This is a genomic window from Mangrovitalea sediminis (assembly GCF_002514725.1).
Taxonomy (GTDB): domain Bacteria; phylum Pseudomonadota; class Gammaproteobacteria; order Pseudomonadales; family Oleiphilaceae; genus Mangrovitalea; species Mangrovitalea sediminis.
Genome location: NZ_NTLB01000003.1, coordinates 450,369 through 476,198, shown reverse-complemented (window position 1 = coordinate 476,198; position 25,830 = coordinate 450,369). Strand labels below are relative to the sequence as shown.

Here is a 25,830-nt window from a genome sequence, read left to right as displayed (position 1 = left end):
TCGACAGACGCCGATATGGAAAAGACCTACCAGCCCGAAAACCTTGAACGTCAGTGGTACCAGACCTGGGAACGCAACGGCTACTTCAAGCCTGTCGGCAAAGGCGATCCGTACTGCATCATGATTCCGCCGCCCAATGTGACCGGCAGCCTGCACATGGGGCACGCGTTCCAACACACCATTATGGACACGCTGACCCGCTACCGTCGTATGCAGGGCCGCAACACCCTGTGGCAGGTGGGCACCGACCATGCAGGCATCGCCACGCAGATGGTGGTCGAGCGCAAACTGGCAGTCGAAGAGGGAAAGACCCGTCACGATCTGGGGCGTGACGCCTTCATCGAAAAAATCTGGGAGTGGAAAGCAGAATCCGGCGGCACCATCACCGGCCAAATGCGTCGCCTGGGCAACTCAGTCGATTGGGACCACGAGCGCTTCACTATGGACGACGGTTTCTACCGTGCCGTTCAGGAAGTCTTTATCCGTCTTTATGACGAAGGCCTGATCTACCGCGGCAAGCGCCTGGTCAACTGGGATCCGAAACTGCACACGGCAATCTCCGACCTGGAAGTCGAGAACAGGGAAGAAAAAGGCTATCTCTGGCACTTCCGCTATCCGTTGGCCGATGGCAGGAAAACCCAAGACGGCAAAGATTACCTCGTCGTTGCCACCACTCGCCCGGAAACCATGCTGGGTGACACGGCGGTCGCGGTTAACCCTCAGGATGAGCGCTATAGCGACCTGATCGGCGCTTACATCCTGCTGCCGCTGGTCAACCGCCGCATTCCCATCGTGGCTGACGAACACGCCAACATGGAAAAAGGCACGGGTTGCGTGAAGATTACGCCGGCCCACGACTTCAACGACTATCAGGTTGGCAAGCGCCACCAGTTGCCGATGATCAACATCCTGACTATCGATGCGGCTATCCGCGCCGAAGCCGAGGTGTTCGACAGTCAGGGCAACCCCAGCGATGCCTACAGCGCGGAGCTGCCCGCAGCGTATCAGGGGCTCGACAGAACCGCCGCACGTAAAGCCATCGTTGCAGAGATGGAGGCGCAAGGACTGCTGGATGAGGTCAAGGACCATATCCTGCAGGCGCCGCGCGGTGACCGCTCCGGCCTGATCATCGAGCCCATGCTGACCGACCAGTGGTTCGCTGACGCCAAGACGCTGGCCAAACCAGCCATCGAAGCGGTCGAGGACGGCCGCATCCAGTTCGTCCCCAAACAGTATGAGAACATGTACTTCTCCTGGATGCGCGACATCCAGGATTGGTGTATTTCCCGCCAGCTCTGGTGGGGTCACCGCATCCCGGCCTGGTACGATGCCGACGGCAATATCTATGTGGGCCGCGACGAACAGTCGGTCCGCGAAAAATACAGCCTGGCCGCCGACCTGGCGCTGACCCAGGACAACGATGTCCTCGACACCTGGTTCAGCTCCGCCCTCTGGACCTTCGGCACACTCGGCTGGCCCGAAAACACCGAACGTCTGCAGACGTTCCATCCGACGGACGTGCTGGTTACCGGCTTCGATATCATTTTCTTCTGGGTTGCCCGCATGATCATGATGACCATGCATTTCATGAAGGATGAAAACGGCGAGCCGCAAGTGCCTTTCCGCACCGTGTACGTCACCGGCCTGATTCGTGACGAACATGGTCACAAGATGTCCAAGTCCAAGGGCAACGTGCTCGACCCGCTCGATATGATCGACGGCATCGACCTCGCCACCCTGCTGGAAAAGCGCACCAGCAACCTGATGCAGCCGCAACTCGCGGAGAAGATCGGCAAGCGCACCCAAGTGGAATTTCCAGAAGGCATCGCCGCCCACGGTACCGACGCCCTGCGCTTTACCCTGGCGGCCCTGGCGTCCACCGGTCGCGATATCAACTGGGATATGAAACGCCTGGAAGGCTACCGCAACTTCTGCAACAAGCTGTGGAACGCGGCACGTTATGTCTTGATGAACACCGAAGACCAGGACTGCGGCGCCGATGGCAGCGATGTCAGCCTCTCTCTGGCGGACCGCTGGATCATCAGTCAGCTACAGCTCTGCGAGAAGGAAGTCACCCGCCACTTCGAGCAGTATCGCTTCGACCTGGCCGCCCATGCACTTTACGACTTCATCTGGAACGAGTATTGCGATTGGTATCTGGAGCTATCCAAACCCGTGCTCAACGACGAAAACGCCAGTGCAGAAGCCAAACGCGGCACTCGGCGCACACTGGTCAGGGTCCTGGAAGCTGTATTGCGCCTGATTCACCCCATTGCCCCCTTCATCTCGGAAGAGATCTGGCAACGTGTTGCGCCGCTGGCCGGGCAACACGGTGAAACCATTATGCTGCAGGCATACCCTGTTGCCGATGAAAGCCGGATTGACCCGGAGGCAACGGCCGATATCGAGTGGTTGAAAGGCGTTATCCTCGCGATTCGTAATATCCGCGGCGAAATGAATATCGCCCCCGGCCAGCGCATCCCCGTCCTTTTCCACAAAGGCACGGACAGCGACCGGGCAAGACTCGAGGCGAACCGCCAGTTCCTCGAATCCCTGGCCCGACTGGAATCCGCCACCTGGTTCGACGGAGACGAGCCGCCCATGTCCGCCACCCAACTGGTTGGCAGCATGGAAGTGTTGGTACCGATGGCCGGACTTATCGACAAGGACGAAGAGATCGGCCGACTGAACCGGGAAATCGAAAAGCTGACCAAGGAAATCCAGCGCGTCGAATCCAAACTGGCCAATGAGAACTTCGTCAGCCGGGCACCGGCTGACGTGGTCGACAAAGAACGTGAAAAACTCAATGACGCAAAAAATAACGCCGAACGCCTGAATATTCAGGTTGAAAAAATTCGGGCGATGTAAATTAGCTCATCTTTGCGACATAAGGCTTTTCATCTATGATGGCGACAGGTCGGGGTGATTTTCGACCTGTCTTCCTGCGATCGTACGATTACCCGGTGCGCCTTGGGCGTACCCAACAGGGTGCAGGGAGACCGAATAGGGATTTCGCATCATTGGAGAGACAAAGCAATGTCCGCACGTATTCAAGGTGTCGTTAAGTGGTTCAATGACTCCAAGGGTTTCGGTTTTATCAAGCCTGATAACGGCGCAGATGTGTTTGTTCACTATTCCTCCATCCGCGGTGATGGTCACCGTTCGCTGCAGGAAGGAGAAAAGGTCGAATTCGAAGTGGTTCAGGGCCAGAAAGGACCCCAGGCCAACGACGTGGTTCGCCTCGGCGCCTGATCCTACACGCCGCCACCTCACAGGTTTGTGGAGGCGGCCGTAAATGTCCCCCACCGACACGCAAAATGACCGGACCCTGATTCTGGGTGCGGGCTCTCTGGGGCGCCTGTTCGGCGGCTACCTGGCGTCGTTCGTCCCGGTGACAGTTCTCCAGCGAACACCTGCAACCGTCCCCACGCTGACATACGACCTGATCGCCTTCGACGGCAGCCGCAAGACACTGACATTACCGGTTTCCGTCGCCGGGTCGAAGCACTCCGGCATACGCTGGGCTCTGGTGACCACCAAGGCGAACGATGTCGAAGCCGCCGTAGAAACGCTCATCCCCACATTGCCGATGGAAACGGCAATCCTGCTGTTTCAGAATGGCATGGGCTCGCAGCAGGCGATTGCCTCCCGCCACCCGGAGCGCCCAATCCTCTGCGCGTCGACCACTGAGGGCGCTAACCGTCCGGATCAATCGACCCTGTGCCATGCCGGGCAAGGGGAAACCTGGATTGGAAGCCTGACCCCTTCTGGAGAAACCGCCTGCGCCCCCTTTGCACGACTATTGAACCGCGCAGGCCTCAAGGCAAGCGTCAGCAACAATATCGAAGAACGCCTCTGGCAGAAGCTTGCGATCAATGCCGGCATCAATGCCTTTACAGCCATTCTCGGCTGTACGAACGGCCACATTCTTGAACAGCCTTTTTTCGCGCAGAACATCGCTCAGCTCAGTGCAGAAATTGCGGCCATTGCCACAGCCAGTGGCTATCCCACGGACGCAGGCGTGCTGGAAGCACGTATTCGTGACGTCGCACTGGCAACGCGGGACAATGTGTCGTCGATGCTTCAGGATCTACGAAGCGGACGGCCGACAGAAATCGATTACATAAACGGCTATCTGGTGCGACAGGGCCAGCGGCTTGGACTTAAGACGCCGATGAACCAGACACTGGTCGACGCCGTATTGAAGGCACAAGGTTCAGCTTACTGAGCCGGCCCTAGAGCACTTCCGACAAAAAGGACCCCGACAGCATGGGATACCGGCTTTCCAAAATTTACACGCGCACCGGTGACGACGGTTCCACCGGTCTGGCAGACGGCAAGCGTATCGCAAAAAATGCGCAGCGCGTCGAAGCCATGGGATCAATCGACGAACTCAACTGCCAGTTGGGTGTATTACTCCAGTACCTGGAACCCGACGATGCGTTGCTTGCGCCATTGCAACGCATACAGCACCAGCTTTTCGATCTCGGCGGCGAACTGGCGATTCCGGGCAGCCAAGCCATTACCGCGGAGCAGGTGTCCTGGCTCGAAGAGGTGCTCGATGAGTGGAACAGCGACTTACCGCCACTCAAGAACTTTATACTGCCAGGCGGCAATCTCGCCGGGGCTCATTGCCATCTGGCCAGGGGAATCTGTCGACGTGCCGAGCGGGTTCTGGTAGCCCTGAGCCACGAAGACTCCATCAATTCGGAGGCACGCCACTACCTTAACCGTCTATCCGATCTGCTCTTTGTCGCCGCCCGCGTGCTCTCCCGGAGAAATGGCAGCGAAGAAGTACTTTGGCAGCCCCATCAGTAATCACCAGACATAAAAAAACCGCGGCGGGGCTTCTCGCCCGGCCGCGGTCTTGCTACCACCTCAAACGCGGAAGGTGGCGATCAGTTTTTGCAGGGAACCGGTAAGACCGGACATTTCGTTACTGGCAGACAGGGTTTCCTGGGCGTTGTCTGCCGTCTCCTGACCCAGTCCACCGATCTGCTCAACATTGACGTTGATATTACGTGCCACTGCCGCCTGCTCTTCTGCCGCCTGGGCGATATGGTGACTCATATCGACGATGGTGGAGATGCTGGCGACAATCTGACCCAATGCATCAGAGACCTTGCCGGATTGCTCCACTGTCGCATTCGTCACCTCATGACTGTTCGTCATCGCCTTGACCGCATCTTTAACACCACTCTGCAAACGAACGATCATTTCCTCGATTTCTTCGGTGGACTTGTGCGTCCGTTGTGACAGCGAGCGGACCTCATCCGCCACGACTGCAAAGCCCCGCCCCTGCTCACCGGCCCGCGCCGCCTCGATCGCAGCGTTCAACGCCAGCAGGTTGGTCTGCTCGGCGATGGCCTTGATCTCTACCAGCACCTGGCTGATGCTGGTGCTATCCTGGCTGACGCGATTAATGACCTCCGCCGCCGCACGAATCTCCTCCGCCAACCGGTTGATGGTTGCCACAGATTCATTCACTACATCTCTGCCCTGCTCCGCTTCGGCGTCGGCAAAATTAGCGGCATCCGATACCTTTTGAGAACTCTCCGCCACTTCCTGCACCGTTTCCACCATCTGGTGCATGGCTTCAGAGATCTGCTTCGTCTCCGCCATCTGCTTATAGACAGCATCGCTGTTGGCTTTGGCGGTATCCGTCACACGCTGGGCCTGGAGATCCACGTCGCTGGTCGTCCCGCTGACGACCTGGATCAGCTGATGCATCTTTTCAGTCATGTTGTTGAATTCACTGGTCAGTTGCCCCAGCTCATCCCGGTTCTTCAACTGGATACGAACGGTCATATCGCCCGCTGCGACCTTACGCGCAGCTTGACCAAACCGGTTGATGGCGCCACGCACCGACAGGAAAAACCCGATGTAGAGGTAAACCACAACCGCCAGCACCAGGATCAGGGCGGCGAAGATGAGGAAACGCTGGGTCACCTGATCATGCAGCCGGCTACTGAGATCCTTACCGATGATATCGAGGATCTTGTGATTCAGTTGAAAGACGGCGGCAATCTGTGAAGACGTCAACGTATCCATTTGCGCCCAGGGCATGGACAGGTGATAGGGCGTAATAACATTGGTGTCGAGCGCCGTGCGGGTTTTGATCAGCGATTTCTTCACCGTCGTCAGCAGGTCACCGCTATCACTACTCAGCGCAGGAATACTGTTAACCGCAACGTTCAAGGCCGCCTGCTGCGTTGTATCCTGATTCGTCAGACGATCGTAAATGGCGTTCATCGAATCGGCCATATCCGATCCCAATTGCCCCTGGATCAGGCCAAAATCGGCAAAAGCCCGGGCCTGGCCAATCACACTGGCATCGTTTACCAGCGTCGATGTCGTCAACTGGAGCAGTAGTTGCACTTCCCTGGACGAATCCTGGGCGAGACCGGATATCTGGACCGTGGAATTCATAAAGGCCCTGACTTTCTGGACGAACTCCTCGAAATACTTGAACTGCGGATCCAGTGAGGATTGATAGGCGTCTTCCTTTTTCAGCTTTTGCCAGGCAACTTCCAGCTGTTTTAACTGCTTGGCCCAGTCACCACCTTCATCAAAGGTTACATTCACCGCACCCAGCGATTTAAACAGACCGTCGATCTTGTCACTCGCCTCGGTACTCCGCTTGGCGATATCGGTCTGTTCACTACGCTGTTTGAGAACCGATCGGTAGTCTCGGTAGTCAATGGAAGCGCGGGTCAGTTCGCTGACCTGACGCATGACGGACAGTCCGTCTACCTCGCCCTGCGTCAACGCTATGGAATGGTTAAGCTGACTGACGAGTAAATAGCTCAGACCGGCAATCGGCAATAGGAAAAGGACACTGATAAGACTGAATTTGTAAACCATTTTCAGTCGATTCATCAGCAAAATAGCCGGATACAAAACACGCTTCACCGCATGCCTCCACACAAGACACCCTCAGGGTGTACAGGATTATTCTTATCTGTCAGGAAGTAACTGTGACTGCTAATACGAAAGTCTAGCAGGGGAGCTTGATATACGCTCGCAAACCTCCGCATTATTCATGATCTTTAACGAGTTATGCGGCAAAATTGTTCAAGTTATCACCAAACCTTTGCCGTTTTTGCCACTCGGCCAGCACCGGACGCGAATCGACTCCGCGGTATATCAGCTTCTGAGAGAGGAAAACCCGAACGCATGTCAGAGCCCCGCAAATTCCGGATAGGCGTCGACCTCGGCGGAACAAAGACCGAGGCGATCCTCCTTGATGCAGGCAATACCCTTTGGCGGCGACGAACCGCAACCCCCTCGAACGACTACGCGGCCACACTTCGATGCATCATGGCGTTGGTGGCTGAGGCCGACGATTTATGCGGGGAACAGGCATCGGTCGGCATCGGTATTCCAGGTACCATATCCCCCGACCACGGACGGGTAAAAAACGCGAATTCGGTGTACCTGATCGGACAGGATCTGAAAACTGATCTGGAAACCTGCCTGCATCGTCCCGTCAGGGTTGCCAACGATGCAGACTGCTTTGCCTTATCGGAAGGAACCGATGGCGCAGGCGCCGGTTACCCAACCGTTTTCGGCGTGATTATCGGCACTGGCTGCGGTGGCGGCATCCTTGTCAACGGCACACTTCTGGCCGGTCCCAATGCCATTGCCGGCGAATGGGGCCACAATCCACTGCCCTGGAGACGAACGGAAGACGGACCGGTGAGGAAGTGCTATTGCGGCAAGCAGGACTGCCTGGAAACCTTTCTTTCCGGCCCCGGCCTGACCCTTACCGATCGTTACCTCAGTGGCAAACAGCGTTCCGGCGAAGCTCTCTCCGCACGGGCAGCGAAGGGTGACGGCGAGGCCAGCGCCATACTTGCACACTATGCAGATCAATTGGCGAGGGGTTTGGCCTCAGTGGCGAACATCCTGGACCCGCACGCGATTGTACTGGGCGGAGGCTTATCCAATTTACCGGGCATTACAGACAGCGTCGGCAATTTACTTGCCCGCTACCTGTTCTCTGACAAGGTGAACACCGCGATTGTCCGCCACCAACATGGCGATAGCAGTGGCGTTAGGGGTGCTGCCTGGCTCTGGCGGTGACAGCAGACGCAGGATTGGCAATCGGGACAGCGGTCAGAGCCAACCACCGATGGCAAGCAACGCAAACAGAGCGATCCAGACCATCATACTGCGATTGAGAAGGTCTCTCACAGCGAGCATGCTACGCCGCCCGAATTCAGGCCACTCCTCCGGATGCCGTTCGGCGAAGCGCTTCGGTTCCAGAGAGAAGCTGGACAGCGCCCCGTTAGCCGCCCCGAAAAGTACCGTTTCCGGCGCTTCCCGCGCCATCGCCCCCTGAGAGCGGCGATAGTGCAACCAGCCACTGAAATCGCCGGCCAATCCAAAGGTCGTCGATAACAACCGCACGGGGATCCAGGCCAGAACCTCGCAAAAACCGGCAAAGGTCGCCCTGACCGTCGCTGCCGGCCAATGATCACGAACGCCCATAGCGAGGCGGACCACCAAGGCTCCGGCAGGCCCCAGCAGGGCATACCAGAAGATCATCAGAAAATAACCCTCAAACGCCGTAACCAATAGGCGGCTGGCCAAAATGACGTGCAACTTCTCCGGCGAGATCGCCTCCCCCTGCCGCTCCGGCGGCAATAAGTGGCGAACATGATGCCAAGCAGCCTGCGCATCCCCTCGCAGCCAGGATTCGGCATACGCACGCAGGGTTCCATGCCAGCCGGGATTCCCCATCAGGGCGACCAGGACCAACAGTTCAACCGGTGCCCAGAGGAAGAACAAGGCATTATGGGAGATAACATAGTCGCCTACCCAAACCAGGGCGCCCAGCGCGAGAATAATCGCCATAATGCCCCACCCCCAGCCCGGAGATGGGTGATTGGCGCCCAGTCGGGCAAACAGCTTACGTAGTGCCGAGTGGCAGTCCAGTTTACGGCGGGCATCGAGCTGCCGGCGTATCAGGCAGGCCAGCAGGATGATCAGGAAACGCACGGAGAGACATCCTCCTGATCGCCTTTCGGCTTGAGAATACTTAACTGATTGAGGAAACGGCTCCAGTCGAATGCCGGACCGGGATCCGTCTTGCGACCGGGCGCGACATGTTCATGCCCGACGATCCGTTCCGGTGTAATGGCAGGGAAAACCGCCATCAATTCCTGCGTAACACTGACAAGGCATGCGTATTGCGCGTCTGAATACGGCAGGTCGTCCGTACCTTCGAGTTCGATACCCACGGAAAAGTCATTGCACTCCGACCGCCCCTCGAAGGACGAACGGCCCGCATGCCAGGCTCGATCAAACACCGACACGAACTGTATCAGCTCGCCTTGACGACGAATGAGGAAGTGAGCAGACACTTTCAGCGAGTGTATCTGCTGGAAGTACGGATGTTCGTCTGGCTCCAATTCATTAAGGAAAAAACGTTCAATCGCGTTTCCCTCGAACTGCGCAGGTGGCAGGCTGATATTGTGCAGCACCAACAGGGAAACAGGGACCCCTGCCGGCCTATCGTTGAAGTTGGGTGACGGGACCTTGCGGGCAGCGCCCATCCAGCCATCGACTGGCAGGGCGCTTGTCTTTTCATCCTGAATGTTCACCACGAGCTCTGCAGCCACATCCGTCGTTTCGGGTAACGCCTCTCGCTACCCCTGCCCTCAGGATTGAAGCACAGTTCCCGCGAATGTAAAACCAAGACATTTCGCTGGCACCGCGCACGCCTTATCAATCCCGACGATTGCTACGCAGGTTATCAATAATGGACTCGAGCGCCCGATCGAAGATCAGGCCGTCATCCAGCATCACCAGCCGCTCCTCGGCCATGGCCTGAGCAACATCCTTAAGCGTCTGCTCCGCCACCTTGGCGCCACTGCGGTTCACGAAAATATACTTGCCGGTGGCCTTGATAACCGCTGCCAGCTTGCAGCGCAATTTGTTTTCGCCCGGCGGCACCAGTTCAAACCAGGACCCGACTCGCAGCAGCTGGGCTTTTTCTTCCCAAACCGACAACTCCGGCGCGACGACCTCGGCATCAGGTACTGTCGACGACGCGGCAACCTCCACCTCGGCAGGCGTCGAAACCGGCATGTCAACTGCGGGAGCGGACGATTCGACAACGGGTACTGCCGGCTCAGCCTGACGAGCCTCAACCGGGACCTCGGGTTCAACAGGCTGACGTGGCGCCGGATCCGGCGCCACCTCTTCCAACGGTTTCACCGCCGGAGCCTCACGGAAAGTCACCAGATTCTGTAAGGTGTCGACGTGGGTCAACTCCAGGTCGCGCACCAGCCTGTCCGTGGCAAAAGGATCCCACGAAATCGTCTGCAAGCCGGAACGAACCCCATCGACGATACCAGGAATAGCCTTAAGCAACTGGCGACGGGTATCAGCAGCAATCGGCTGAGGACTCACGCTCCAGACCAACTGCTCGGTCAGCCGTTCGGCCTTCGACCAATCTTCGCTTTCCGGACCCTGGCGCAAATAGGTCCACTGCAGGAACCGAGTCCAGGCGTCATTCAGCAGTTGCTGTACATTTTCCGGGATGTCCCGGCCTTCGGTATGCGCAACGAGCAGTTGCTCGACACGCTCTTTAGCCTGTTCCTGACGCGCACGCCCTTCCTCAACATCCCGCAGGCGCTGCTCCACCAGCTCACGCCGGCGTTGTTCGAGCCCCATGAACCGCGTGAAATCCTCAAGCAGCTCCGCAAAGAGCTCGATGTTGTCGGTAAACTCGTTAAGCAGACGTTCAACAACCGATTCAATCTTTTCTCTCAACGGGTCCCGCTGTCCCTCTGGCCGTTCATTCCAACCAATCGCCGCCATCGCCAGCTCATTCAGCAGCTTGCGGGCCGGGTGCCCTCCCCGATTGAAGAAACTGCGATCCAGCAGCGCGACCTTAAGGACCGGGATCTGCAGGCGGGCAAGTAACGCTTTCATGGCCTCCGGCAGTTGGCGATCCTCAAGGATGAAATCGAACAGCATGGAGACCAGGTTAATGACATCCGCGTCCACCTGCCCTGGTTGCCCCCGGCTCTGGCCGGAAGAGGATGCGATGCTGCCGATGCAGCTTTGGAGGTTGCCCCCAGCGACACCAGGGAGCGCCTCGGCGCTGGGCAATACCTGATACTGCATCTGCGACAGCGCACTCAACAGTTCTGCCGTTGCCAGGACGGGGCCACTCTGAGCCCCTTCTCTGCTGCCCCGCCCATCGCGCAGCAGGGCCGTCAGCTCATTGAAACTGTGATTGCTATCTTCGTCGCCAGCTTCATAGGATTGCGGCGAAGGCTGGGATATTCTCGCCGCAGAAGCCGATCGCTTCGATCCCGGCACAGGCGCACGCCGCATCTCCGGCATCACACCTTCTCGGGCCAGGAAGTCGTTCGCTTCACGGTAAAGTTGCTCAAGGCGGGCAATCAGCAGCTTGTCAAACAGTTTGAAGACAATCAGCTTGGCCCGGATATCGATGTTCAACTCCGTACAGGCTTCGCCCAGCCCCGAACACAGGACTTCCGGACTCAACGGATTCTGTGCAGTACCAAGGCTCACACCGGGCAACATTTGCGCAAGGCGCGCATCCAGCATACGCAGGAGTTCGTCGTTATGGGCACGCGTTTTGTTGATCATGCCGTCGAGGGCAACCTGCTCCTCCAACTGGCTGTTGTCCACCAGGCTCAACTCATCCCGATCCACCTGATCCATACCGCCACGATGAGGGCGCGGTGAAAAGCGGCCCACTTCGTTGAATGCACGGGCCACCCACTGCAGCATGGAGAGGGTCACTTGCTTGCGACGCAGGCGCAGCTCCCGCATGGCATCGAAATATGCCGACTGCTCCGCATTCGAGCCAGCCTTATCGGCCATATTAAACAGAGCGTCGTCCGCACCGTCGAAGGATTCTCCGAGCAGTTGACGCAATGCGTTGGCAGACAGGTCCCGCAACCGGATCAGTGGTGCCGGAAGGCGTGATGCCGTTCCGTTCCCGCTGTCGCGAAGGTTGATGACCTTGGCATCATTTGTCATGACTACTGCGTCTCCGGGCGGTGTGGACTGTGTTGATTTAAAGCCTGTTCGGAATGGCTGTCACTAAAAGCCATGTTGCCTATTTCAGATCATAGGCCCCAAGGCTGTCATCTTGTGTCAGGTTTTGTCACTATTTGTCATTCAGAGAACGGGCTCACACATTTTGACATTCCCACACCGATGATGAACAGCCGAGAACCAAGCAACCATCAACCCGCGGCATCGGGCAGCCTGCCCCGGCTTTCCCACTGACTTGGAAGCATGCCACATTCGCAGTAAACTTCCACGCCCCGCCCTGTGACACGATACGGCAGTTGGCGAAATCCACCGCCGCCCCTGGCGACAACCGGACCTGGACGATGAACGTTATTCCTACTTCCATTCTGCGCCAGTCAATCATCGAAGGCGTTGCGAACAGTCTACGTGAGGATGTGGGCAGCGGAGATATCACTGCAGAGCTAATCCCCGCAGACCGCAGCGCCGAAGCCCAGGTCATTACCCGGGAGCCCATGACACTTGCCGGCCAGGCCTGGGTAGAGGAAGTCTTTCGCCAGATCGATTCTCGCGTTTCCGTCACCTGGTTGGTTGCCGAGGGAGCTCACGCAGGATCCAACACCCCCCTGTTTCGCTTGCAGGGTCCGGCCCGCGCCCTGCTGACAGGAGAACGGTCCGCGCTCAACTGGCTGCAGACCCTCTCCGGCGTTGCTACATGCTGCCGGAGCTATGCCGAGCGCGTCTCACATACCCGGGTCAAATTACTGGATACCCGAAAAACAGTGCCGGGACTGAGGATCGCGCAAAAATATGCAGTGACGGTCGGTGGCTGCTTCAACCACCGCCTCGGTCTCTACGACGCCTTCCTGATCAAGGAAAACCATATTGCGGCTTGCGGCTCTATAGCGGCAGCCGTCGAACGTGCCCACCAGATAGCTCCCGGTCGTCCGGTCGAAGTCGAGACCGAAAACCTGACAGAGTTTGAGCAAGCCCTGGAAGCCGGTGCAGACATTATCATGCTCGACGAATTTTCGATGGCGGATATGGCCGACGCCGTATCGCGCTGCCGGGGCCGGGCCGCGCTGGAAGCCTCGGGCAATATCAATGAACAGACACTGGTACCCGCTGCGGAAACCGGCGTCGACTACATCTCAATCGGGAGCCTGACCAAACACGTGAGGGCCACCGATCTATCCATGCGATTGCTCTAATCGCTCTCAGGACACTTTCTCGATAGTTTCGCCCGACACGGGGAACGACTTACAACCGACAAGAGAAACGACTTACAAAATGTAACATAACGTTACATCAAGCAACCGATTGTTGACGGGAATCCGATTAGATTCTGCAATAGTGTCTGAGAGACCGCGGATTCCTTCAGGTACCCTGCCAGGGTAACCTGGATCTAAGGAATGATCTGCCTGCCTTGCGGCCATGAAGGCGGGAGAGGAGAAGCAAAGCAGGAAAGCTCTGCACGCGGCATGTGAAACACCATGACTCGCGCCACGGAAGGAACCATGGAAGCAATGCCAGGCAAGCGCAGACTCGTCGCCAGGGGGGCAATACCCACCCTGCTGATAGCGGTGAGCTATCTACTTCTCTCACTTTGGAGCCGCAGGCTGCTGTTCCCGGGCGGCCTATTGTCCGCGGCCTGGCTGCCCAACGGATTGACACTGGCTGCCCTGATGGTCGCCGGTCGGCGTGCCTGGCCGGGCATTATCATCGGCATCCTTGTGAGTGCAATCGTTCTTAGTTGGAAGCTGCTTCCGCCCGGCGTTGGAGAGCTAAAGCTGATATTCGGCCTTTCCTTCACCGACCTTATAGAACCGTTTCTGGCCGTCTGGATATATCGGCGCACCGCTCACGACCGCCACCCACTTAAGGACTACAGCGGGTTCCTGTGGTTTCTCGGTGCCATGACCCTATCCTGCTTTATCGGCACCCTGCCACTGACACTCCTGATTGATTATTTGCACTTGAGGGGAAACCTGGGACCCATTCAGACCATCCTGATGCTCTGGCTTTCGGGTTTTCTCGGCATGCTACTCATAGCTCCGCTCATCATTGCCCATTGGCCGCGTCCCAGACTGTCCTCACTGATGAGACGGCCTCTCGAATGGATGGCCTGGCTGGGTGGCCTGATTTTCATCGCGACATTGGCGCGCTATTCCCAGTTCGAAGCTATCTACCTGATGCTACCCCTGATGGCCTGGGCCGCAACCCGCTTTTCGCTGTCGGGCAGCATGCTGGCCATTGGACTCGCGGCGCTGGTCACCATCGCGGAGATTCTGATCCATGGGGCCGAACTCCAGTTGTCGGTCAACGACATACTGCTCGAAGAAACCCTGGTTCTGGTCATGGTGGGAACCTCCTGCTATATCCGCTCGCTTTTGGAAGATCGCCGACAGGTCGCAACCAGCCTGGAACACACCGTCGAGGAGCGGACCCGGGAATTGCAACTGATGAACTTCGAGTTGCGGGACGAAATCTTCGTCCGCCAGCAGGCCGAAAAATCTTTCCGGCGCTCATCCCGGCATTACCGGGCCCTGGTCGAAACCGCCAGCAACCCCATCATTGTTGTCGACGACCAATGTGTGATTCGCCAATGGAACGGCGCGGCCGAAAGCCTGTTCGGATACAGTAGGGACGATGCTCGGGGCCTCAACCTGATCGATGCCTTCACCCCAAAGCCGCATCAGGACGAAATGGCCTGGAAAATTACCAAGGTACTGACCAGCGGCGTCCTTAAAGAAAGCATCGAAACCGAGGCTTATGGGTTTGATGGGTCTCGCCACATCATGCTCTGGAACATCAACCGGTTGCACGGCGAGGAAGAGGACGAGTCCCCTCAGATCATCCTGATTGGCCAGGATATTACCGAAATCCGCGAGACCCAGGACAAGCTGCATTACCTGGCCCACTACGATGCCCTAACGGGCACCGCGAACCGGCGTCTCTTCGACGACCGTTGTCGCCAGGCTATCGAAGGCGCCTTGCGCTACGGGCACCAGACAGCGCTCATCAGTCTCGACGTCGACCACTTCAAGCGTATCAACGATACCCTCGGACACGACGCCGGCGACGAACTTCTCAAGGAGATCGCACAACGTTTGCGAGACAGCGTTCGGCGAGAAGACACCATTGCCCGGCTCGGTGGCGACGAATTTGCGGTCCTTTTGAATAAGGTGACAGGTATCGAGGGCTGCGAAAGAGCCGCCAGAAATATATTGGACGCAATCACTCAACCGGTTCGAATCCCCAGCGGCGAGCTGGTCATCACGTCAAGCATTGGTATTACCCTGGCACCCGAGGATGGCACCGAATACGAGGAGTTGCTCAAGAACGCCGACATGGCCATGTACCGCGCCAAGAAGGCTGGCCGCAACAACATCCAGTTCTTCAGTCGCGAAATGAACGATGAGATGCAACGCCAGATGACGCTCGAGCAGGAGCTGCGCCATGCCATTCAGAACAATGAACTCGACCTGTACTACCAGCCCGTTGTAGACCTCCAGACGGGCGATGTCGTTGCAATGGAAGCGTTACTGCGCTGGCGGCACCCGGAAAAGGGACTGCTCAGTCCCGAGCAATTCCTCAACACGGCGGAACAGACCGGCTTACTGCTGCAACTGGGAGAATGGGTTTGCTACAACGCCTGCCTGCAGGCCCGCGCCATTCAGACCATGAGCCATCAACCGATACAGGTCAGCATCAATATCTCACCGCGCCAATACAACCATCCGCAGCTGGCACAGGTACTGGAAAAGGTCATTCAGGAAACCAACGTCATACCCCACTTGCTGTGTATTGAAATCGACGAACACCTGCTGACAGAACGTCCCGAGGAATCACTGGCCATTCTGTTGCGGCTACGCGAACTTGGCATACAACTGGTGCTGGACCGTTTCGGCAGTGGGCTTTCCTCCCTACGCCTGCTTCGGGAATTCCCGTTCAATCAGGTCAAGATCGACCGCGAGCTACTGCAGGGCTTGCCGGAGGACGCCAACACCGCAGCGATTGTGCACACATTGATCAATCTCGGGCGCCAATTGTCGCTCACGGTTGCGGCTGCCGGGGTTGAGTCGCAGGAACAGGAACGTTTCCTGCGAACGGCCGGTTGCCATCTGGCCCAAGGGCACCGCTTCTGCGAAGCTATTCCCAGCAATGAACTGGGCGACATTTTCCATCGCATTCGTGGCGGGAAACGATTACTGCACGGCAATCAATTCAACCTGCCGCTGGTCGACAATCGCTGAGTGAGAGGCATGACCAAGAGCGACCCAGCCTCGGAAGATACGGTTCGCTGTTTTCTGGCATTCCCTGTGCCGCAGACCGTACAACAGGAATTAGAGACTGAGCTAAGACGATCCTGGAAAGGATTGGCCAGGCACTATCGACAAATCCCAACCGTAAACTGGCACTTGACCGTGCATTTCCTCGACCAGCAATCGCGCGCCCTTGTGGAAAGTCTGTATACGCCCATCGACGAACTGATTCGTCACCAACCACCTGGCGAATCCATCAGCCTGACTCGCCTGGGAGCATTTCCCGACGAGGCACATCCTCGATTTTGGGTCGCAGAGGGAAAATCGCCAGACAGCCTTTCCTGTTGGCAGCAAAAACTCGGAGAGCTATTGATTCAGCATGGCATCCAACCGGACACGAGGCGTTGGCGCCCTCATGTGTCGCTGGCTCGGCAGAAGGGACTGGAGCGAGGCGAGCCCGTCAACGAGGTCGGTATCGATTGCAGGCTTCCCATTCAACAGTTGCAATTGCTGATAAGTACACTTACCCCCACAGGCTCCCATTACCAGGCGCTGAAGGAGTGGTGCTGGTAGTTCGACGTAACGTCGACCAGGGTTTGACGGATGCCAACTCAGCGAGAAGATCCCTCCAAGATCAACTGATCGAACTCCCACACCAGCTTGACGATGCCGCCGGAACTTACAGGCTCCTGCTTGAAGTATTCCACTGCCAGGGGATGAATTTCGGAACGCTGAGGCAAAGGCGCCCCTGCCTCGACAATGTCTTTTAGGCGCTCAAGGAAGATGAACTGCAACCATTGGGGAAACGTCAGCGTATCGATACAAAAGGGTTCGGTGCTCGCCAGCGCCTCGGGAGACGGGCGCTCGGCTTCCCACAGGGACAGCCGGCGCATCTCCGCCTCAAGCCTCAGCATAAGATCGGCAACTTGGATGTATGTGTCCTCGAAATCCGGCACGATTACTCCAACGGTTCAATTTCAACGGTTTCGCCACTCAGCAGCCGATGCAGATCGACATACTGCTGCGTCAGCTTGTGCTTGGGCGCGAAATGGATCAAAGGCTTGCCTGCCTGGTGGGACTCCTTCATCTTCACAGAGCTGGCGAGTCTGACCGGCAACACCGGCAGCCCTTCCTCTCCGAGTTCCTTCAGCAATTGGCGTGGCAGAGACGCCTGTGGCTGAAACTGATTGGCGACGATACCCTCAACCACCAGGTCTGGGTTATGGTCGCTTTGCAGCTCCTGAATTTCACCTAGCAGGTTATACAGGGCTTTCCGCGAAAAATCGTCACAATCGAAAGGGATCAGGCAGCGCTGTGCCGCGATCAGTGCCGATCTCGTGTAGAAATTCAGCGCTGGCGCCGTGTCGATGTAGATGGCGTCGAATGTCTCACCCAGCTTTTTCAACGCTTCCCGCAACTTATAAATCTTGTGTTTCGCCTCGAGCTTCCTTTCCAGGAACTCCAGCTCGGGGCTGGACGGCAACACGAACAGGTTCTCAAACGGCGAGGCATGTACGAAATCTTCCGGCTTACGCGTAAAAATGTTGAATGCCAGTGTCTGCTCGTAGAGGTCGGCCACGGTATCCTTCAGACTGTCGGCCGCCCTGCCTAGCAGGTAATGCGTCGAATTGCCCTGGATATCGAGATCGACCACCAGCGTTCGCAATCCTTCAGCAGCACTGACCGCCGCCAGGTTACAGGCAATACTCGACTTGCCAACCCCGCCTTTCTGGTTGAACACCACTCTGCGCATTTCTCTCCCCCTAAGTTGATGCTGTTATATGGCAATCCATGCGAGCCCCTGACTACATCTGGGCGCCATTCTCCGGGCGCGTTCAGGGGTTTTCTTGTTCCGACGTCAGCACTCCACCATTTACCAACGTAATGCTTACCAACTCATTGCCTGCTTCACGAACGGGACCGTCAGTCGGCGCTGGTGCTGCAGGGACAAGCTATCCAAGCGATCCAACAGCTCCAACAGCGCACCGGCGTCCCGTGGCGCCCGGCGCAGGATATATTGCGCCACTTCATCCGGCATGGACAAGCCACGTCTGGCGGCTCGAGCACCCAGGATTTCCAGAAAATCCTCATCTCGGGGCCGTGCCAGCTGCAGCACCAGACCCGACGCTAACCGGGACTGGATATCCGCCAACTCGAGCGCCAACTCACCCGGAGGAAAACGTGAACCGACAAACAACTGGCGTCCAGCATCCTGAATTCGGTTGAACAGGTGGAAGAACGCCTCCTGCCAAGCCTCCTTTCCTCGCAGATGTTCCAGGCCGTCGAGACAGATCAGGTCGTCCACCTCCAGGCCCTGCAAGGCTTCCGGCTCCAAAAGCACCAGTTCCTCCAAGCTGAGGCAAAGGCTGCTGCCACCGCGTTGCTCCTGTTCAAGACAGGCCGCTTGAAGAAGGTGACTCTTTCCGGTTCCAGCATCGCCACAGAGAAAAAGCAGTCCGAGTTGGGGCGCGCCAATGGCTTGGCGCAAACGCATGGCGATCTCGCGGTTGTGGTCGCCGAGGTAGTTGGCAAAGGTGGCGTCGTCACGAAGATGAACACCCAGCGTCATCTGCTGCTGAGGAGCCTCTTTCATCCTGTTATTTCTCTGTTCATCAAACCGTACCACCCCTCTTTACGACTCATCACTTGGCTCGCCAAGCCCGGAGTCCCCACAACAAGACATAATGCAGCCCGCTGAACACCGCCATCGCCGCCACCAGCCAGATTCCAACCCTGTGCACGGCATCCGGCATCGGCCATTGTGCCAACGAAATCACGACGGCCAACGCTACGACGATTTGCACCAGCGTATTCAGCTTCCCCAGCAGGCTCGGCTGCATTTCGTAGCGTCCCAACATGAAGTGGTACGCTGTTGCACCACTGACGATGACAATGTCTCGTCCCACAACAACGGCAAAGAGCCACCAGGGGAATTGTCCGATGATGGTCAGCACCAGATAAGTGGTGACCAGCAGCGCCTTGTCCGCCAACGGATCGGCGATGGCACCGAAGCGCGAACGCCAGTTGAAACGCCGGGCCAGGAAGCCATCCACGCCGTCCGACAGACCCGCGATAAAGAACAGGATCAGCGCGATCACGTCGTGCCCGTGCAACAGGGCCAGGGCAAACGGAATGATCAGCAGGATACGCAGGAACGTCAACACATTGGGAATCAGGTGCCAGCCTATCTTCATGCCAGCACCTCCCACTCCCAGAGAGGGGGTATCATCAGGCAGGGACCTGATATGAGCGAACGAAGATAGCTCACTGGCGCAGACACCGATTAACCGTCAGGGTGAACCACTCCCGGTCCCAACGTTACCAGAAGCGGGCGTCGCGACAGCACCAGGGGCCTGAGCCGCACCGGCAGCCGGCGGAGGAGTCGCACTGCCAGGTGATGCGGCAGGAGCCGCTCCCTGCCAAATGTAATGAAGGCGCGGATAAAGCGTGGAGAAGGCCGCCGAGTCGGTCGCCGGGCTGGCTTCATCGCCTGGACCGGCCTGAGCGGCCCCATTGCCAGCTCCCGGCAGGGTTCGAGCGGCATTGGTGGCGCCGGCGTCAGAACCTTGAGCGGCCTCCGGCTGGGGCGAACCCTGAGGCGACATCTGGTTCGCCTCCGCCGACGGAGACTCGGATACCGACAACGCAGGCTGGCCGGTCGGCGTTGCATCGTCGAGAGCCTTAAACCGGTGATCCAACGCCACATATTGCTGCAGTACGTTCAATTCTCCCAGGAATTGGACGCGTAATACCAGTTCTCCCGGCGTAATCGACACTGGCTCCACCGACTCGATAGGTGTCATATTACGAAGCGCACGGCGTACAGCGGCATAGCCATCCAGATCGTTCACATTACGAATGGCGAGCTCCACAGACTGGTCCTTCCCCACTGCCGACGGAGCCACCGCGAAGCGTTGCGCCAACTGCGAAGCCCACGCCTGCGCCAGTTGGGAAACCAGGTCGGCCGGCGTATCCGCGGTACCGCTCCCCTGGCTTGACAGGTCAGCTCCCTGCATACGCCAGTTGGCCTGCCAACTTCCTGGCGACCCGGAAAGACGGACCGCCACGACTTCATCGGCATGATAAGGTTTCGACGCCTGCTGTATGGAGTCCATGAACTGCCCCCAGACTTCCGACAGATTGACGGCCTGCTGATCCTGGGCGTCATAGCGAGGCAGAACCAGAGGCAATCCCCAGGTATCGGCAGCTTGCTGGAAGGCGCTCGCCCAGTCGGCCGTCGACGGGGTAATCAGCATGCGCCCGCTATCACTGTCCAAGGCCGCCCAAACGACGATCTGCGGTCGATTGGCCCCCCAAACGGACGCGCCGGCGGATGCCAGCGCCTTATTGACGCCCACCGGACCGAAAGAAACCACCATTTGCAGAGCCTGGGGCGCGGGTGTCTGGGCAGGCGCCCCCGATGTGGTGCCGTTTGCCGGCATGGCCGCTGCGGGTGTCGCAGACGGAGCGGCAGCCGGCGGCGAGGCCGTGGTGGAGCCGTCGCCGGTGGTCACCTGGGGTGCCGGGACGGTCTCGTAGCGGTAGGATTGAACCAGTTGGCCGGCATCCTTGAGCTCGGCGACAATACCGGGCTGCTGCAGGATATCGGCAGAGCCGGCCACACGCTGCATCACCAAGCTCAATGCCGCCGAAAATGCAGCCGGACGATCCGAGGAGGACGTACTGGGAACCGGCACGGTCGCGTCATAAAGCCCGTTTACCGAAACCGCCCAGACATTTGCCGTGGGCACCAGGCAGAATAAAAGCAACAGTGCCCGTCTAATCAACGTCATGATCCGTCCTGTCCTAAAGGATTGGCGCATAGGATACAACAGGGACGCAGCCACGTGTACACCTCTCGGGAGGCCGCCCTCGTGTCCGCTGAATACTTGCCTTGGTGCACCTTCATGTACCTGCTAGAATTGCCGCCTTGCGAAGAATGAGGCCCCTGCCATGACCGACCAGACCCGCTCCCTCAGTTACCGTGACGCCGGCGTAGATATCGATGCCGGAAATGCACTGGTAGAACGTATCAAAACGACAGCGGCACGGACCCGTCGCCCGGAAGTCATGGGTGGACTGGGGGGCTTCGGTGCGCTGGTATCGATTCCCAAAGGTTACCGTGAGCCAGTGCTGATCTCTGGTACCGACGGTGTCGGCACCAAGCTGAAGCTCGCCATGCAGCTGGAAAAGCACGATACCATTGGTATCGACCTCGTCGCCATGTGCGTTAATGACCTTGTGGTCGCAGGTGCCGAACCGCTCTTCTTTCTGGATTATTACGCCACCGGCAAACTGAATGTCGATATCGCCGCCGACGTTATCGCGGGTATCGGCGACGGTTGCGAACAGGCCGGCTGCGCCCTGGTCGGTGGTGAAACGGCCGAAATGCCTGGCATGTACGAAGGCGATGACTATGACCTTGCGGGCTTCTGTGTCGGCGTGGTCGAACGGGAAAGCATCATCGACGGTAGTCGCGTGCGGCCAGGCGACGCCCTGATCGGCCTGGCGTCTTCAGGCCCACATTCCAACGGCTACTCGCTGATCCGCAAAATCGTCGAAGTCAGCAACGCAGACCTGGATGCCGACCTGGACGGCCGCCCGCTGCGCGACGCCCTGCTGGCCCCGACACAGATCTACGTGAAACCCCTGCTGGAACTGATCCGTCTGCTCGATGTCCGGGCCATGGCCCACATCACCGGCGGCGGTATCACCGAGAACCTCCCGCGCGTCCTGCCCAACGGCACCTCGGCCGTTATTGACAAGAGTTCCTGGGAATGGCCGGCCGTGTTCCGCTGGCTCCAGGAAAATGGCGGCGTCGCCGAACCCGAGATGTACCGTACCTTCAACTGCGGCGTGGGCATGATCTGCTGCGTGCCCGGTCCAGACGCCGAGCGTGCAGTCGAGTTATTGGCGGATCTGGGCCTGAACGCCTGGGTCATCGGCCATATGGAAGCAGCAGAAGGTGAACCGCAAGTCCGATACACCCAAACCGGCGAGGTCGCATGAGGCCGGGCGGTCACTCGGAAAAACGTCGGATACTGGTCCTGATTTCCGGCGGCGGCACCAATCTCCAGGCGCTTATCGATGCTACCCGGGATGACGAATTCCCGGGCAGTATCGTCGCCGTCATCAGCAACAAGCCCGAGGCCGGAGGTTTGGCCCGGGCCCGGCACGCCGGCATTCCGACAGAAACCCTCGACCACCGGCAATACCCGGATCGCACCAGCTTCGATCAAGCCCTAAAGGCCCGAATCGACGCTCATCAGCCCGACCTGGTAGTGCTCGCCGGTTTTATGCGTATTCTTACCAGCGACTTTGTCCGCCATTATCATGGGCGACTGGTGAACATTCACCCCTCGCTGCTGCCCCACTATCCGGGCTTACACACCCACCGCCAGGCCCTCGCCGCCGGTGACGCCGAACATGGCGCGACAGTGCATTTTGTCACCGAGGAGCTGGATGGAGGCCCCGGCATTCTCCAGACACGCGTGCCTATCCTGCCGAACGACACCGAAACCAGCCTTGCCGCCCGAGTCCTGGCAGAGGAACACCGCATATACCCGGACGTAGTTCGCTGGTTCTGCGAAGGGCGCCTGGTGCTCGGCGAAAACGCCGTCGTTTTCGATGGGCAACCACTCGCTCAACCGTTACAACGAGCCGTCGGCGAGCATTAGTACCCGCGTCGCTCACTTCGGGAATCGCGCATGCCCGGTCCTGACAGCAATGTTATGCTGTCAGGTATGAGAACCGTTATTTTTCCTGGAGAGACAGCAACGTGCGTGGGAGACGCCAGCGCGGACTGCCACGCACAGATACCGGCCATGCAGAAACGAAACGACAGAATCCGAAACCTTCGATGCTGGACCTGCGCAGTACTTGCCGCCGTGGCGCTGCCAGTGCTCGCTCAAGGTAAGAGCGCCGCTTCTTCTGACAAGACGCCGATTCCGCTGAATCCCCAATCGTCGGTTTACAAGGCCACCCTCGATCACGGCATTTCGTTTAACGGACAAGCCACCCGCCGCATCACTCAGCGCAAGGATGGACTCTGGGAGTTTCATTTTGATGTCACGTCCTTTATCGCGGACATCCACGAATCGGTGATTTTCCGTTGGAACGGCCGACAGGTCGTACCGCTTCACTATCGTTACTCCCTGAGTGGCTGGGCAGTTCCCGACCGTGACGCCAAGCTGGATTTTGACTGGGACAAACAGCGTGTCCGCAACGACGTCCGCAATAAACCCTGGAACATGCCGATCCATGCCGGCGTACTTGACCGTCTCGGCTTTCAACTGCAGCTGAGGCAGGACCTCAAGGCCGGCAAGGATCACATGACCTACGATATTGCCGATGGTGGCAAGTTGAAGGACTTCGAGTTTGCGGTCGTCAAGAAAGGGCCACTCAAGACCAAACATGGCACCATCGAGACGATTCAGGTCGACCAGATCCGCGACCCGCATAATCACAAGCGTGAGACCCATCTCTGGTTCGCACCGAAATGGGATTACCTGCTGGTCCGCATGATTCAGATCGAGAATGGCACCAAATACGAGATCTATCTCGATAGCGCCCAGCTTCCCAATAAGACGATCAACCCTATCGACACAGCGCCGAAGACGACCAACGAGCGACGGCTACAGGGTCCTTGAGCGACGCAACCCTCAGCCGCCAGCCTGGTGTGCGGCAAGGACCTCTTCGGCGATGATTCGCAGGCCCTTTTCCACCTGCTCAGGGTCTTGCGAATAGGTGACCCGCAGGCATTCGTGCCGATGCCGCCAATCGTCTTCAGGCAGGCCAGGAAAGAAATAATGCCCGGAGACCACCAGGACGCCTCTCGCCTTAAGCCTGTTATACAGCTCGAGACTGTCGATTGGCAGCCCCGGAAACCAGACCCACAGGAACATAGCGCCCTCGGGGCGGTGAATAAACCATTCGCAGCGATCGCCCAGCGCTTCGTGCAAGGTATTCACGGCGCGTCTCATACGATCACGATAGAAAGGCATCACCACATCGCGACTGAGCCGGATAATGTCGCCGCTGCGCACGAGCGGCTCCACCAGCATAGCGCCGAAACTCCCTGTCGCCAGATTCATGATGGCATTGATTCCCGCAAGCGCCTTGATCACTTCCGGTTCCGCAATGACGATGCCGGTACGAGCTGCCGGTAAACCGAACTTCGACAAGCTCAGACAAAGAATAAGGTGCTCATTCCAATGGGGAGTGGCCTCGGTAAACAGGAGATGCGGGAAAGGCATACCGTAGGCGCCGTCGACGATCAGCGGTACATCGTGCTCCCGCGCCAACGCCTCCAGCCGCTGCATTTCCTCATCGGTCAACACATTCCCTGTCGGATTGGTGGGACGTGACACACAGATGGCGCCAGTATCCGGCGTGACCTGTAAGGCATCGAAATCAATATGATATTTGAATTCGTGGTCGCCCGTGTAACTGATCGACGGACGCACCGCGCGGAACAGTTCCGGCGACAGCCCGGCATCCGCGTATCCGATATATTCCGGCGCCAGCGGAAACAGGATCTGTTTGCGCGAGCCATCGCCGTAGTCGCCGGCAAACATGTTGAACAACATGAAGAATGCCGACTGACTGCCATTGGTCAGGGCAATATGGTCCGGCGTCAGCCCCCAGCCATACTCCCGATTAAACAGGTCTGCCAGGCTGGCAATGAACTGCTTCTCCCCCTGCGGGGAATCGTACACACCGACGAGATGGCGGAACGCATCCTCATCCTCCGCCAGGTCATGCAGTCGCTGACGTAGCAGGGCCTGAATTTCCGGAACATGGCCTGGGTTGCCCCCACCCATCATGATGTAGTCCTGGTCGGACGCCAGGGCCTTGCCCAAGTCATCCATCAAGGAGGCAATACCCGCCCCCTGAGTGAACTTGCGACCGAACGCCGACAACTTCATGGCGCCGCCTCCTGATCATCATCGTCCAAGGCAATACCCAGATTGCTCACGCCGCCGTTCGCCGCCATCTCACGCAATTCCTGTATAAAATCTTCCGTCGGCGCCCGCTGGCGGCGCAGCATCACCACCACTTCACGCTGGAAGCTGCGCTCGACCCGCATCAATTCATGACGATCGAACAGGCGAACCAGGTCATCGTCATCCATGCCTTCGCCTTCGCTGACCTCCAGAAAACTCATAACGGTGCCCAAAGCCCGCGCCGAACCTTCCGCACCTCGCGGCTTGTCGGTATTGACCCGGCACAACAGGGCGCTTTCAAGAAGGAAGCCCATATCCGCCGCCGGGAAAGCTCCATAGCTTTCATGCTTTTCGGGATTGGGTACCAGGCTTTCCAGGCGAGTCAGCAGACGATAGGGATCGATGTCGTGGTCCCGCTCCACCAGCATCTGCCAGGCCTGATCGAGCAAGACCCGCATTACCGCCGGCGATTTCAGGCCCTGCGATTCGGCGAAGAGGACAAAGTTGGGAAAGGCGCGCTCGGCAAGCGCCAACAGGAAGGCGTATTGACGCCATCCACGCAATTGCTCGAGCGCTTTCTGGAACTGGGCCGAGTTCAT

Annotated in this window: 22 protein-coding genes; 11 read left to right on the top strand and 11 right to left on the bottom strand. The window is 58.2% G+C overall.

What is annotated here, in order from left to right:
- Nucleotides 1-15 precede the first annotated feature (15 nt).
- From CLR77_RS09110 to CLR77_RS09095, 4 genes are all read left to right on the top strand, one after another.
- A complete protein-coding gene (locus tag CLR77_RS09110; RefSeq protein WP_097460306.1) occupies nt 16-2,868 on the top strand; it encodes a valine--tRNA ligase in 2,853 nt (950 codons plus the stop codon).
- Between the two features lie 168 nt (nt 2,869-3,036).
- A complete protein-coding gene (locus CLR77_RS09105; protein ID WP_097460305.1) occupies nt 3,037-3,252 on the top strand; it encodes a cold-shock protein in 216 nt (71 codons plus the stop codon).
- A gap of 43 nt (nt 3,253-3,295) precedes the next feature.
- Entirely contained in the window at nt 3,296-4,228 is a 933-nt protein-coding gene (locus tag CLR77_RS09100) for a ketopantoate reductase family protein (RefSeq protein ID WP_097460304.1), read from the top strand.
- Nucleotides 4,229-4,269: 41 nt separating this feature from the next.
- Complete coding sequence (locus tag CLR77_RS09095) at nt 4,270-4,818, top strand: cob(I)yrinic acid a,c-diamide adenosyltransferase (protein WP_097460303.1); 549 nt, start codon at nt 4,270-4,272, stop codon at nt 4,816-4,818.
- 60 nt (nt 4,819-4,878) lie between these two features.
- On the opposite strand, the gene CLR77_RS09090 is transcribed toward CLR77_RS09095, so the two are convergent.
- Nucleotides 4,879-6,912 carry a methyl-accepting chemotaxis protein gene (locus tag CLR77_RS09090; RefSeq protein ID WP_097460302.1) on the bottom strand — a complete coding sequence of 678 codons (2,034 nt, stop codon included), beginning with the start codon at nt 6,910-6,912 and terminating at the stop codon, nt 4,879-4,881.
- 264 nt (nt 6,913-7,176) lie between these two features.
- On the opposite strand from CLR77_RS09090, the gene CLR77_RS09085 reads away from it, so the two are divergent.
- The gene (locus tag CLR77_RS09085) at nt 7,177-8,085 is read left to right on the top strand and encodes an ROK family protein (protein WP_097460301.1); all 909 of its coding nucleotides are present in this window, start codon (nt 7,177-7,179) and stop codon (nt 8,083-8,085) included.
- A 33-nt stretch (nt 8,086-8,118) separates the two neighbouring features.
- On the opposite strand, the gene CLR77_RS09080 is transcribed toward CLR77_RS09085, so the two are convergent.
- The 3 genes from CLR77_RS09080 to CLR77_RS09070 form a co-directional block, all read right to left on the bottom strand.
- On the bottom strand, nt 8,119-9,003 hold the full coding sequence (locus tag CLR77_RS09080; RefSeq protein ID WP_097460300.1) for a CobD/CbiB family protein: 885 nt from the start codon (nt 9,001-9,003) through the stop codon (nt 8,119-8,121).
- Entirely contained in the window at nt 8,991-9,626 is a 636-nt protein-coding gene (gene ampD, locus CLR77_RS09075; RefSeq protein WP_406564948.1) for a 1,6-anhydro-N-acetylmuramyl-L-alanine amidase AmpD, read from the bottom strand. The genes CLR77_RS09080 and ampD overlap by 13 nt, the downstream gene beginning before the upstream one ends.
- A gap of 106 nt (nt 9,627-9,732) precedes the next feature.
- Nucleotides 9,733-12,027 (bottom strand): DUF1631 domain-containing protein, encoded by a 2,295-nt coding sequence (locus tag CLR77_RS09070; protein ID WP_097460299.1) that lies wholly within the window; start codon nt 12,025-12,027, stop codon nt 9,733-9,735.
- 359 nt (nt 12,028-12,386) lie between these two features.
- On the opposite strand from CLR77_RS09070, the gene nadC reads away from it, so the two are divergent.
- The 3 genes from nadC (at nt 12,387) to thpR (ending at nt 16,859) form a co-directional block, all read left to right on the top strand.
- Nucleotides 12,387-13,232: a carboxylating nicotinate-nucleotide diphosphorylase gene (gene nadC, locus CLR77_RS09065; RefSeq protein ID WP_097460298.1), complete on the top strand. Its 846-nt coding sequence runs from the start codon at nt 12,387-12,389 to the stop codon at nt 13,230-13,232.
- 306 nt (nt 13,233-13,538) lie between these two features.
- Complete coding sequence (locus CLR77_RS09060; RefSeq protein ID WP_158227152.1) at nt 13,539-16,277, top strand: bifunctional diguanylate cyclase/phosphodiesterase; 2,739 nt, start codon at nt 13,539-13,541, stop codon at nt 16,275-16,277.
- Between the two features lie 9 nt (nt 16,278-16,286).
- Complete coding sequence (thpR, locus tag CLR77_RS09055; protein ID WP_097460296.1) at nt 16,287-16,859, top strand: RNA 2',3'-cyclic phosphodiesterase; 573 nt, start codon at nt 16,287-16,289, stop codon at nt 16,857-16,859.
- 38 nt (nt 16,860-16,897) lie between these two features.
- Here thpR and CLR77_RS09050 read toward each other — a convergent pair whose 3' ends face one another.
- The 5 genes from CLR77_RS09050 to CLR77_RS09030 form a co-directional block, all read right to left on the bottom strand.
- Nucleotides 16,898-17,242: a YqcC family protein gene (locus CLR77_RS09050; protein WP_227519860.1), complete on the bottom strand. Its 345-nt coding sequence runs from the start codon at nt 17,240-17,242 to the stop codon at nt 16,898-16,900.
- Between the two features lie 2 nt (nt 17,243-17,244).
- Nucleotides 17,245-18,039 (bottom strand): ParA family protein, encoded by a 795-nt coding sequence (locus CLR77_RS09045; protein ID WP_097460295.1) that lies wholly within the window; start codon nt 18,037-18,039, stop codon nt 17,245-17,247.
- A gap of 135 nt (nt 18,040-18,174) precedes the next feature.
- Entirely contained in the window at nt 18,175-18,879 is a 705-nt protein-coding gene (gene hda, locus CLR77_RS09040) for a DnaA regulatory inactivator Hda (protein WP_097460294.1), read from the bottom strand.
- 49 nt (nt 18,880-18,928) lie between these two features.
- Nucleotides 18,929-19,480, bottom strand: coding sequence for a CDP-alcohol phosphatidyltransferase family protein (locus CLR77_RS09035; RefSeq protein ID WP_097460293.1), 552 nt, complete (start codon nt 19,478-19,480; stop codon nt 18,929-18,931).
- A 96-nt stretch (nt 19,481-19,576) separates the two neighbouring features.
- Nucleotides 19,577-21,079, bottom strand: a complete 1,503-nt coding sequence (locus CLR77_RS09030) for a DUF2066 domain-containing protein (RefSeq protein WP_158227151.1) — start codon at nt 21,077-21,079, stop codon at nt 19,577-19,579.
- A 160-nt stretch (nt 21,080-21,239) separates the two neighbouring features.
- Between CLR77_RS09030 and purM the strand changes: the two genes are divergently transcribed.
- The 3 genes from purM to CLR77_RS09015 all read left to right on the top strand — a co-directional run bounded on the left by purM (nt 21,240) and on the right by CLR77_RS09015 (nt 23,935).
- Complete coding sequence (gene purM, locus CLR77_RS09025; RefSeq protein ID WP_097460291.1) at nt 21,240-22,295, top strand: phosphoribosylformylglycinamidine cyclo-ligase; 1,056 nt, start codon at nt 21,240-21,242, stop codon at nt 22,293-22,295.
- Complete coding sequence (gene purN, locus CLR77_RS09020) at nt 22,292-22,963, top strand: phosphoribosylglycinamide formyltransferase (RefSeq protein ID WP_097460290.1); 672 nt, start codon at nt 22,292-22,294, stop codon at nt 22,961-22,963. The genes purM and purN overlap by 4 nt, the downstream gene beginning before the upstream one ends.
- A gap of 147 nt (nt 22,964-23,110) precedes the next feature.
- Nucleotides 23,111-23,935: a DUF3108 domain-containing protein gene (locus CLR77_RS09015; protein WP_158227150.1), complete on the top strand. Its 825-nt coding sequence runs from the start codon at nt 23,111-23,113 to the stop codon at nt 23,933-23,935.
- A gap of 12 nt (nt 23,936-23,947) precedes the next feature.
- On the opposite strand, the gene CLR77_RS09010 is transcribed toward CLR77_RS09015, so the two are convergent.
- Both CLR77_RS09010 and CLR77_RS09005 read right to left on the bottom strand, forming a co-directional pair.
- Complete coding sequence (locus CLR77_RS09010; protein ID WP_097460288.1) at nt 23,948-25,213, bottom strand: valine--pyruvate transaminase; 1,266 nt, start codon at nt 25,211-25,213, stop codon at nt 23,948-23,950.
- Complete coding sequence (locus tag CLR77_RS09005) at nt 25,210-25,830, bottom strand: YjaG family protein (RefSeq protein WP_097460287.1); 621 nt, start codon at nt 25,828-25,830, stop codon at nt 25,210-25,212. Before CLR77_RS09005 ends, CLR77_RS09010 begins: the two co-directional genes overlap by 4 nt.

What these genes read in the sequence shown, in the direction of transcription:
- CLR77_RS09010 (WP_097460288.1), bottom strand. Translation starts at nt 25,213, where the DNA reads ATGAAGTTGTCGGCGTTCGGTCGCAAGTTCACTCAGGGGGCGGGTATT.
- purN (WP_097460290.1), top strand. Translation starts at nt 22,292, where the DNA reads ATGAGGCCGGGCGGTCACTCGGAAAAACGTCGGATACTGGTCCTGATT.
- CLR77_RS09105 (WP_097460305.1), top strand. Translation starts at nt 3,037, where the DNA reads ATGTCCGCACGTATTCAAGGTGTCGTTAAGTGGTTCAATGACTCCAAG.
- CLR77_RS09070 (WP_097460299.1), bottom strand. Translation starts at nt 12,027, where the DNA reads ATGACAAATGATGCCAAGGTCATCAACCTTCGCGACAGCGGGAACGGA.
- thpR (WP_097460296.1), top strand. Translation starts at nt 16,287, where the DNA reads ATGACCAAGAGCGACCCAGCCTCGGAAGATACGGTTCGCTGTTTTCTG.
- CLR77_RS09005 (WP_097460287.1), bottom strand. Translation starts at nt 25,830, where the DNA reads ATGAACTCGGCCCAGTTCCAGAAAGCGCTCGAGCAATTGCGTGGATGG.
- CLR77_RS09110 (WP_097460306.1), top strand. Translation starts at nt 16, where the DNA reads ATGGAAAAGACCTACCAGCCCGAAAACCTTGAACGTCAGTGGTACCAG.
- CLR77_RS09085 (WP_097460301.1), top strand. Translation starts at nt 7,177, where the DNA reads ATGTCAGAGCCCCGCAAATTCCGGATAGGCGTCGACCTCGGCGGAACA.
- nadC (WP_097460298.1), top strand. Translation starts at nt 12,387, where the DNA reads ATGAACGTTATTCCTACTTCCATTCTGCGCCAGTCAATCATCGAAGGC.
- CLR77_RS09100 (WP_097460304.1), top strand. Translation starts at nt 3,296, where the DNA reads ATGTCCCCCACCGACACGCAAAATGACCGGACCCTGATTCTGGGTGCG.
- CLR77_RS09045 (WP_097460295.1), bottom strand. Translation starts at nt 18,039, where the DNA reads ATGCGCAGAGTGGTGTTCAACCAGAAAGGCGGGGTTGGCAAGTCGAGT.
- CLR77_RS09015 (WP_158227150.1), top strand. Translation starts at nt 23,111, where the DNA reads ATGCAGAAACGAAACGACAGAATCCGAAACCTTCGATGCTGGACCTGC.
- hda (WP_097460294.1), bottom strand. Translation starts at nt 18,879, where the DNA reads ATGAAAGAGGCTCCTCAGCAGCAGATGACGCTGGGTGTTCATCTTCGT.
- CLR77_RS09060 (WP_158227152.1), top strand. Translation starts at nt 13,539, where the DNA reads ATGGAAGCAATGCCAGGCAAGCGCAGACTCGTCGCCAGGGGGGCAATA.
- CLR77_RS09095 (WP_097460303.1), top strand. Translation starts at nt 4,270, where the DNA reads ATGGGATACCGGCTTTCCAAAATTTACACGCGCACCGGTGACGACGGT.
- purM (WP_097460291.1), top strand. Translation starts at nt 21,240, where the DNA reads ATGACCGACCAGACCCGCTCCCTCAGTTACCGTGACGCCGGCGTAGAT.
- CLR77_RS09030 (WP_158227151.1), bottom strand. Translation starts at nt 21,079, where the DNA reads ATGACGTTGATTAGACGGGCACTGTTGCTTTTATTCTGCCTGGTGCCC.
- CLR77_RS09035 (WP_097460293.1), bottom strand. Translation starts at nt 19,480, where the DNA reads ATGAAGATAGGCTGGCACCTGATTCCCAATGTGTTGACGTTCCTGCGT.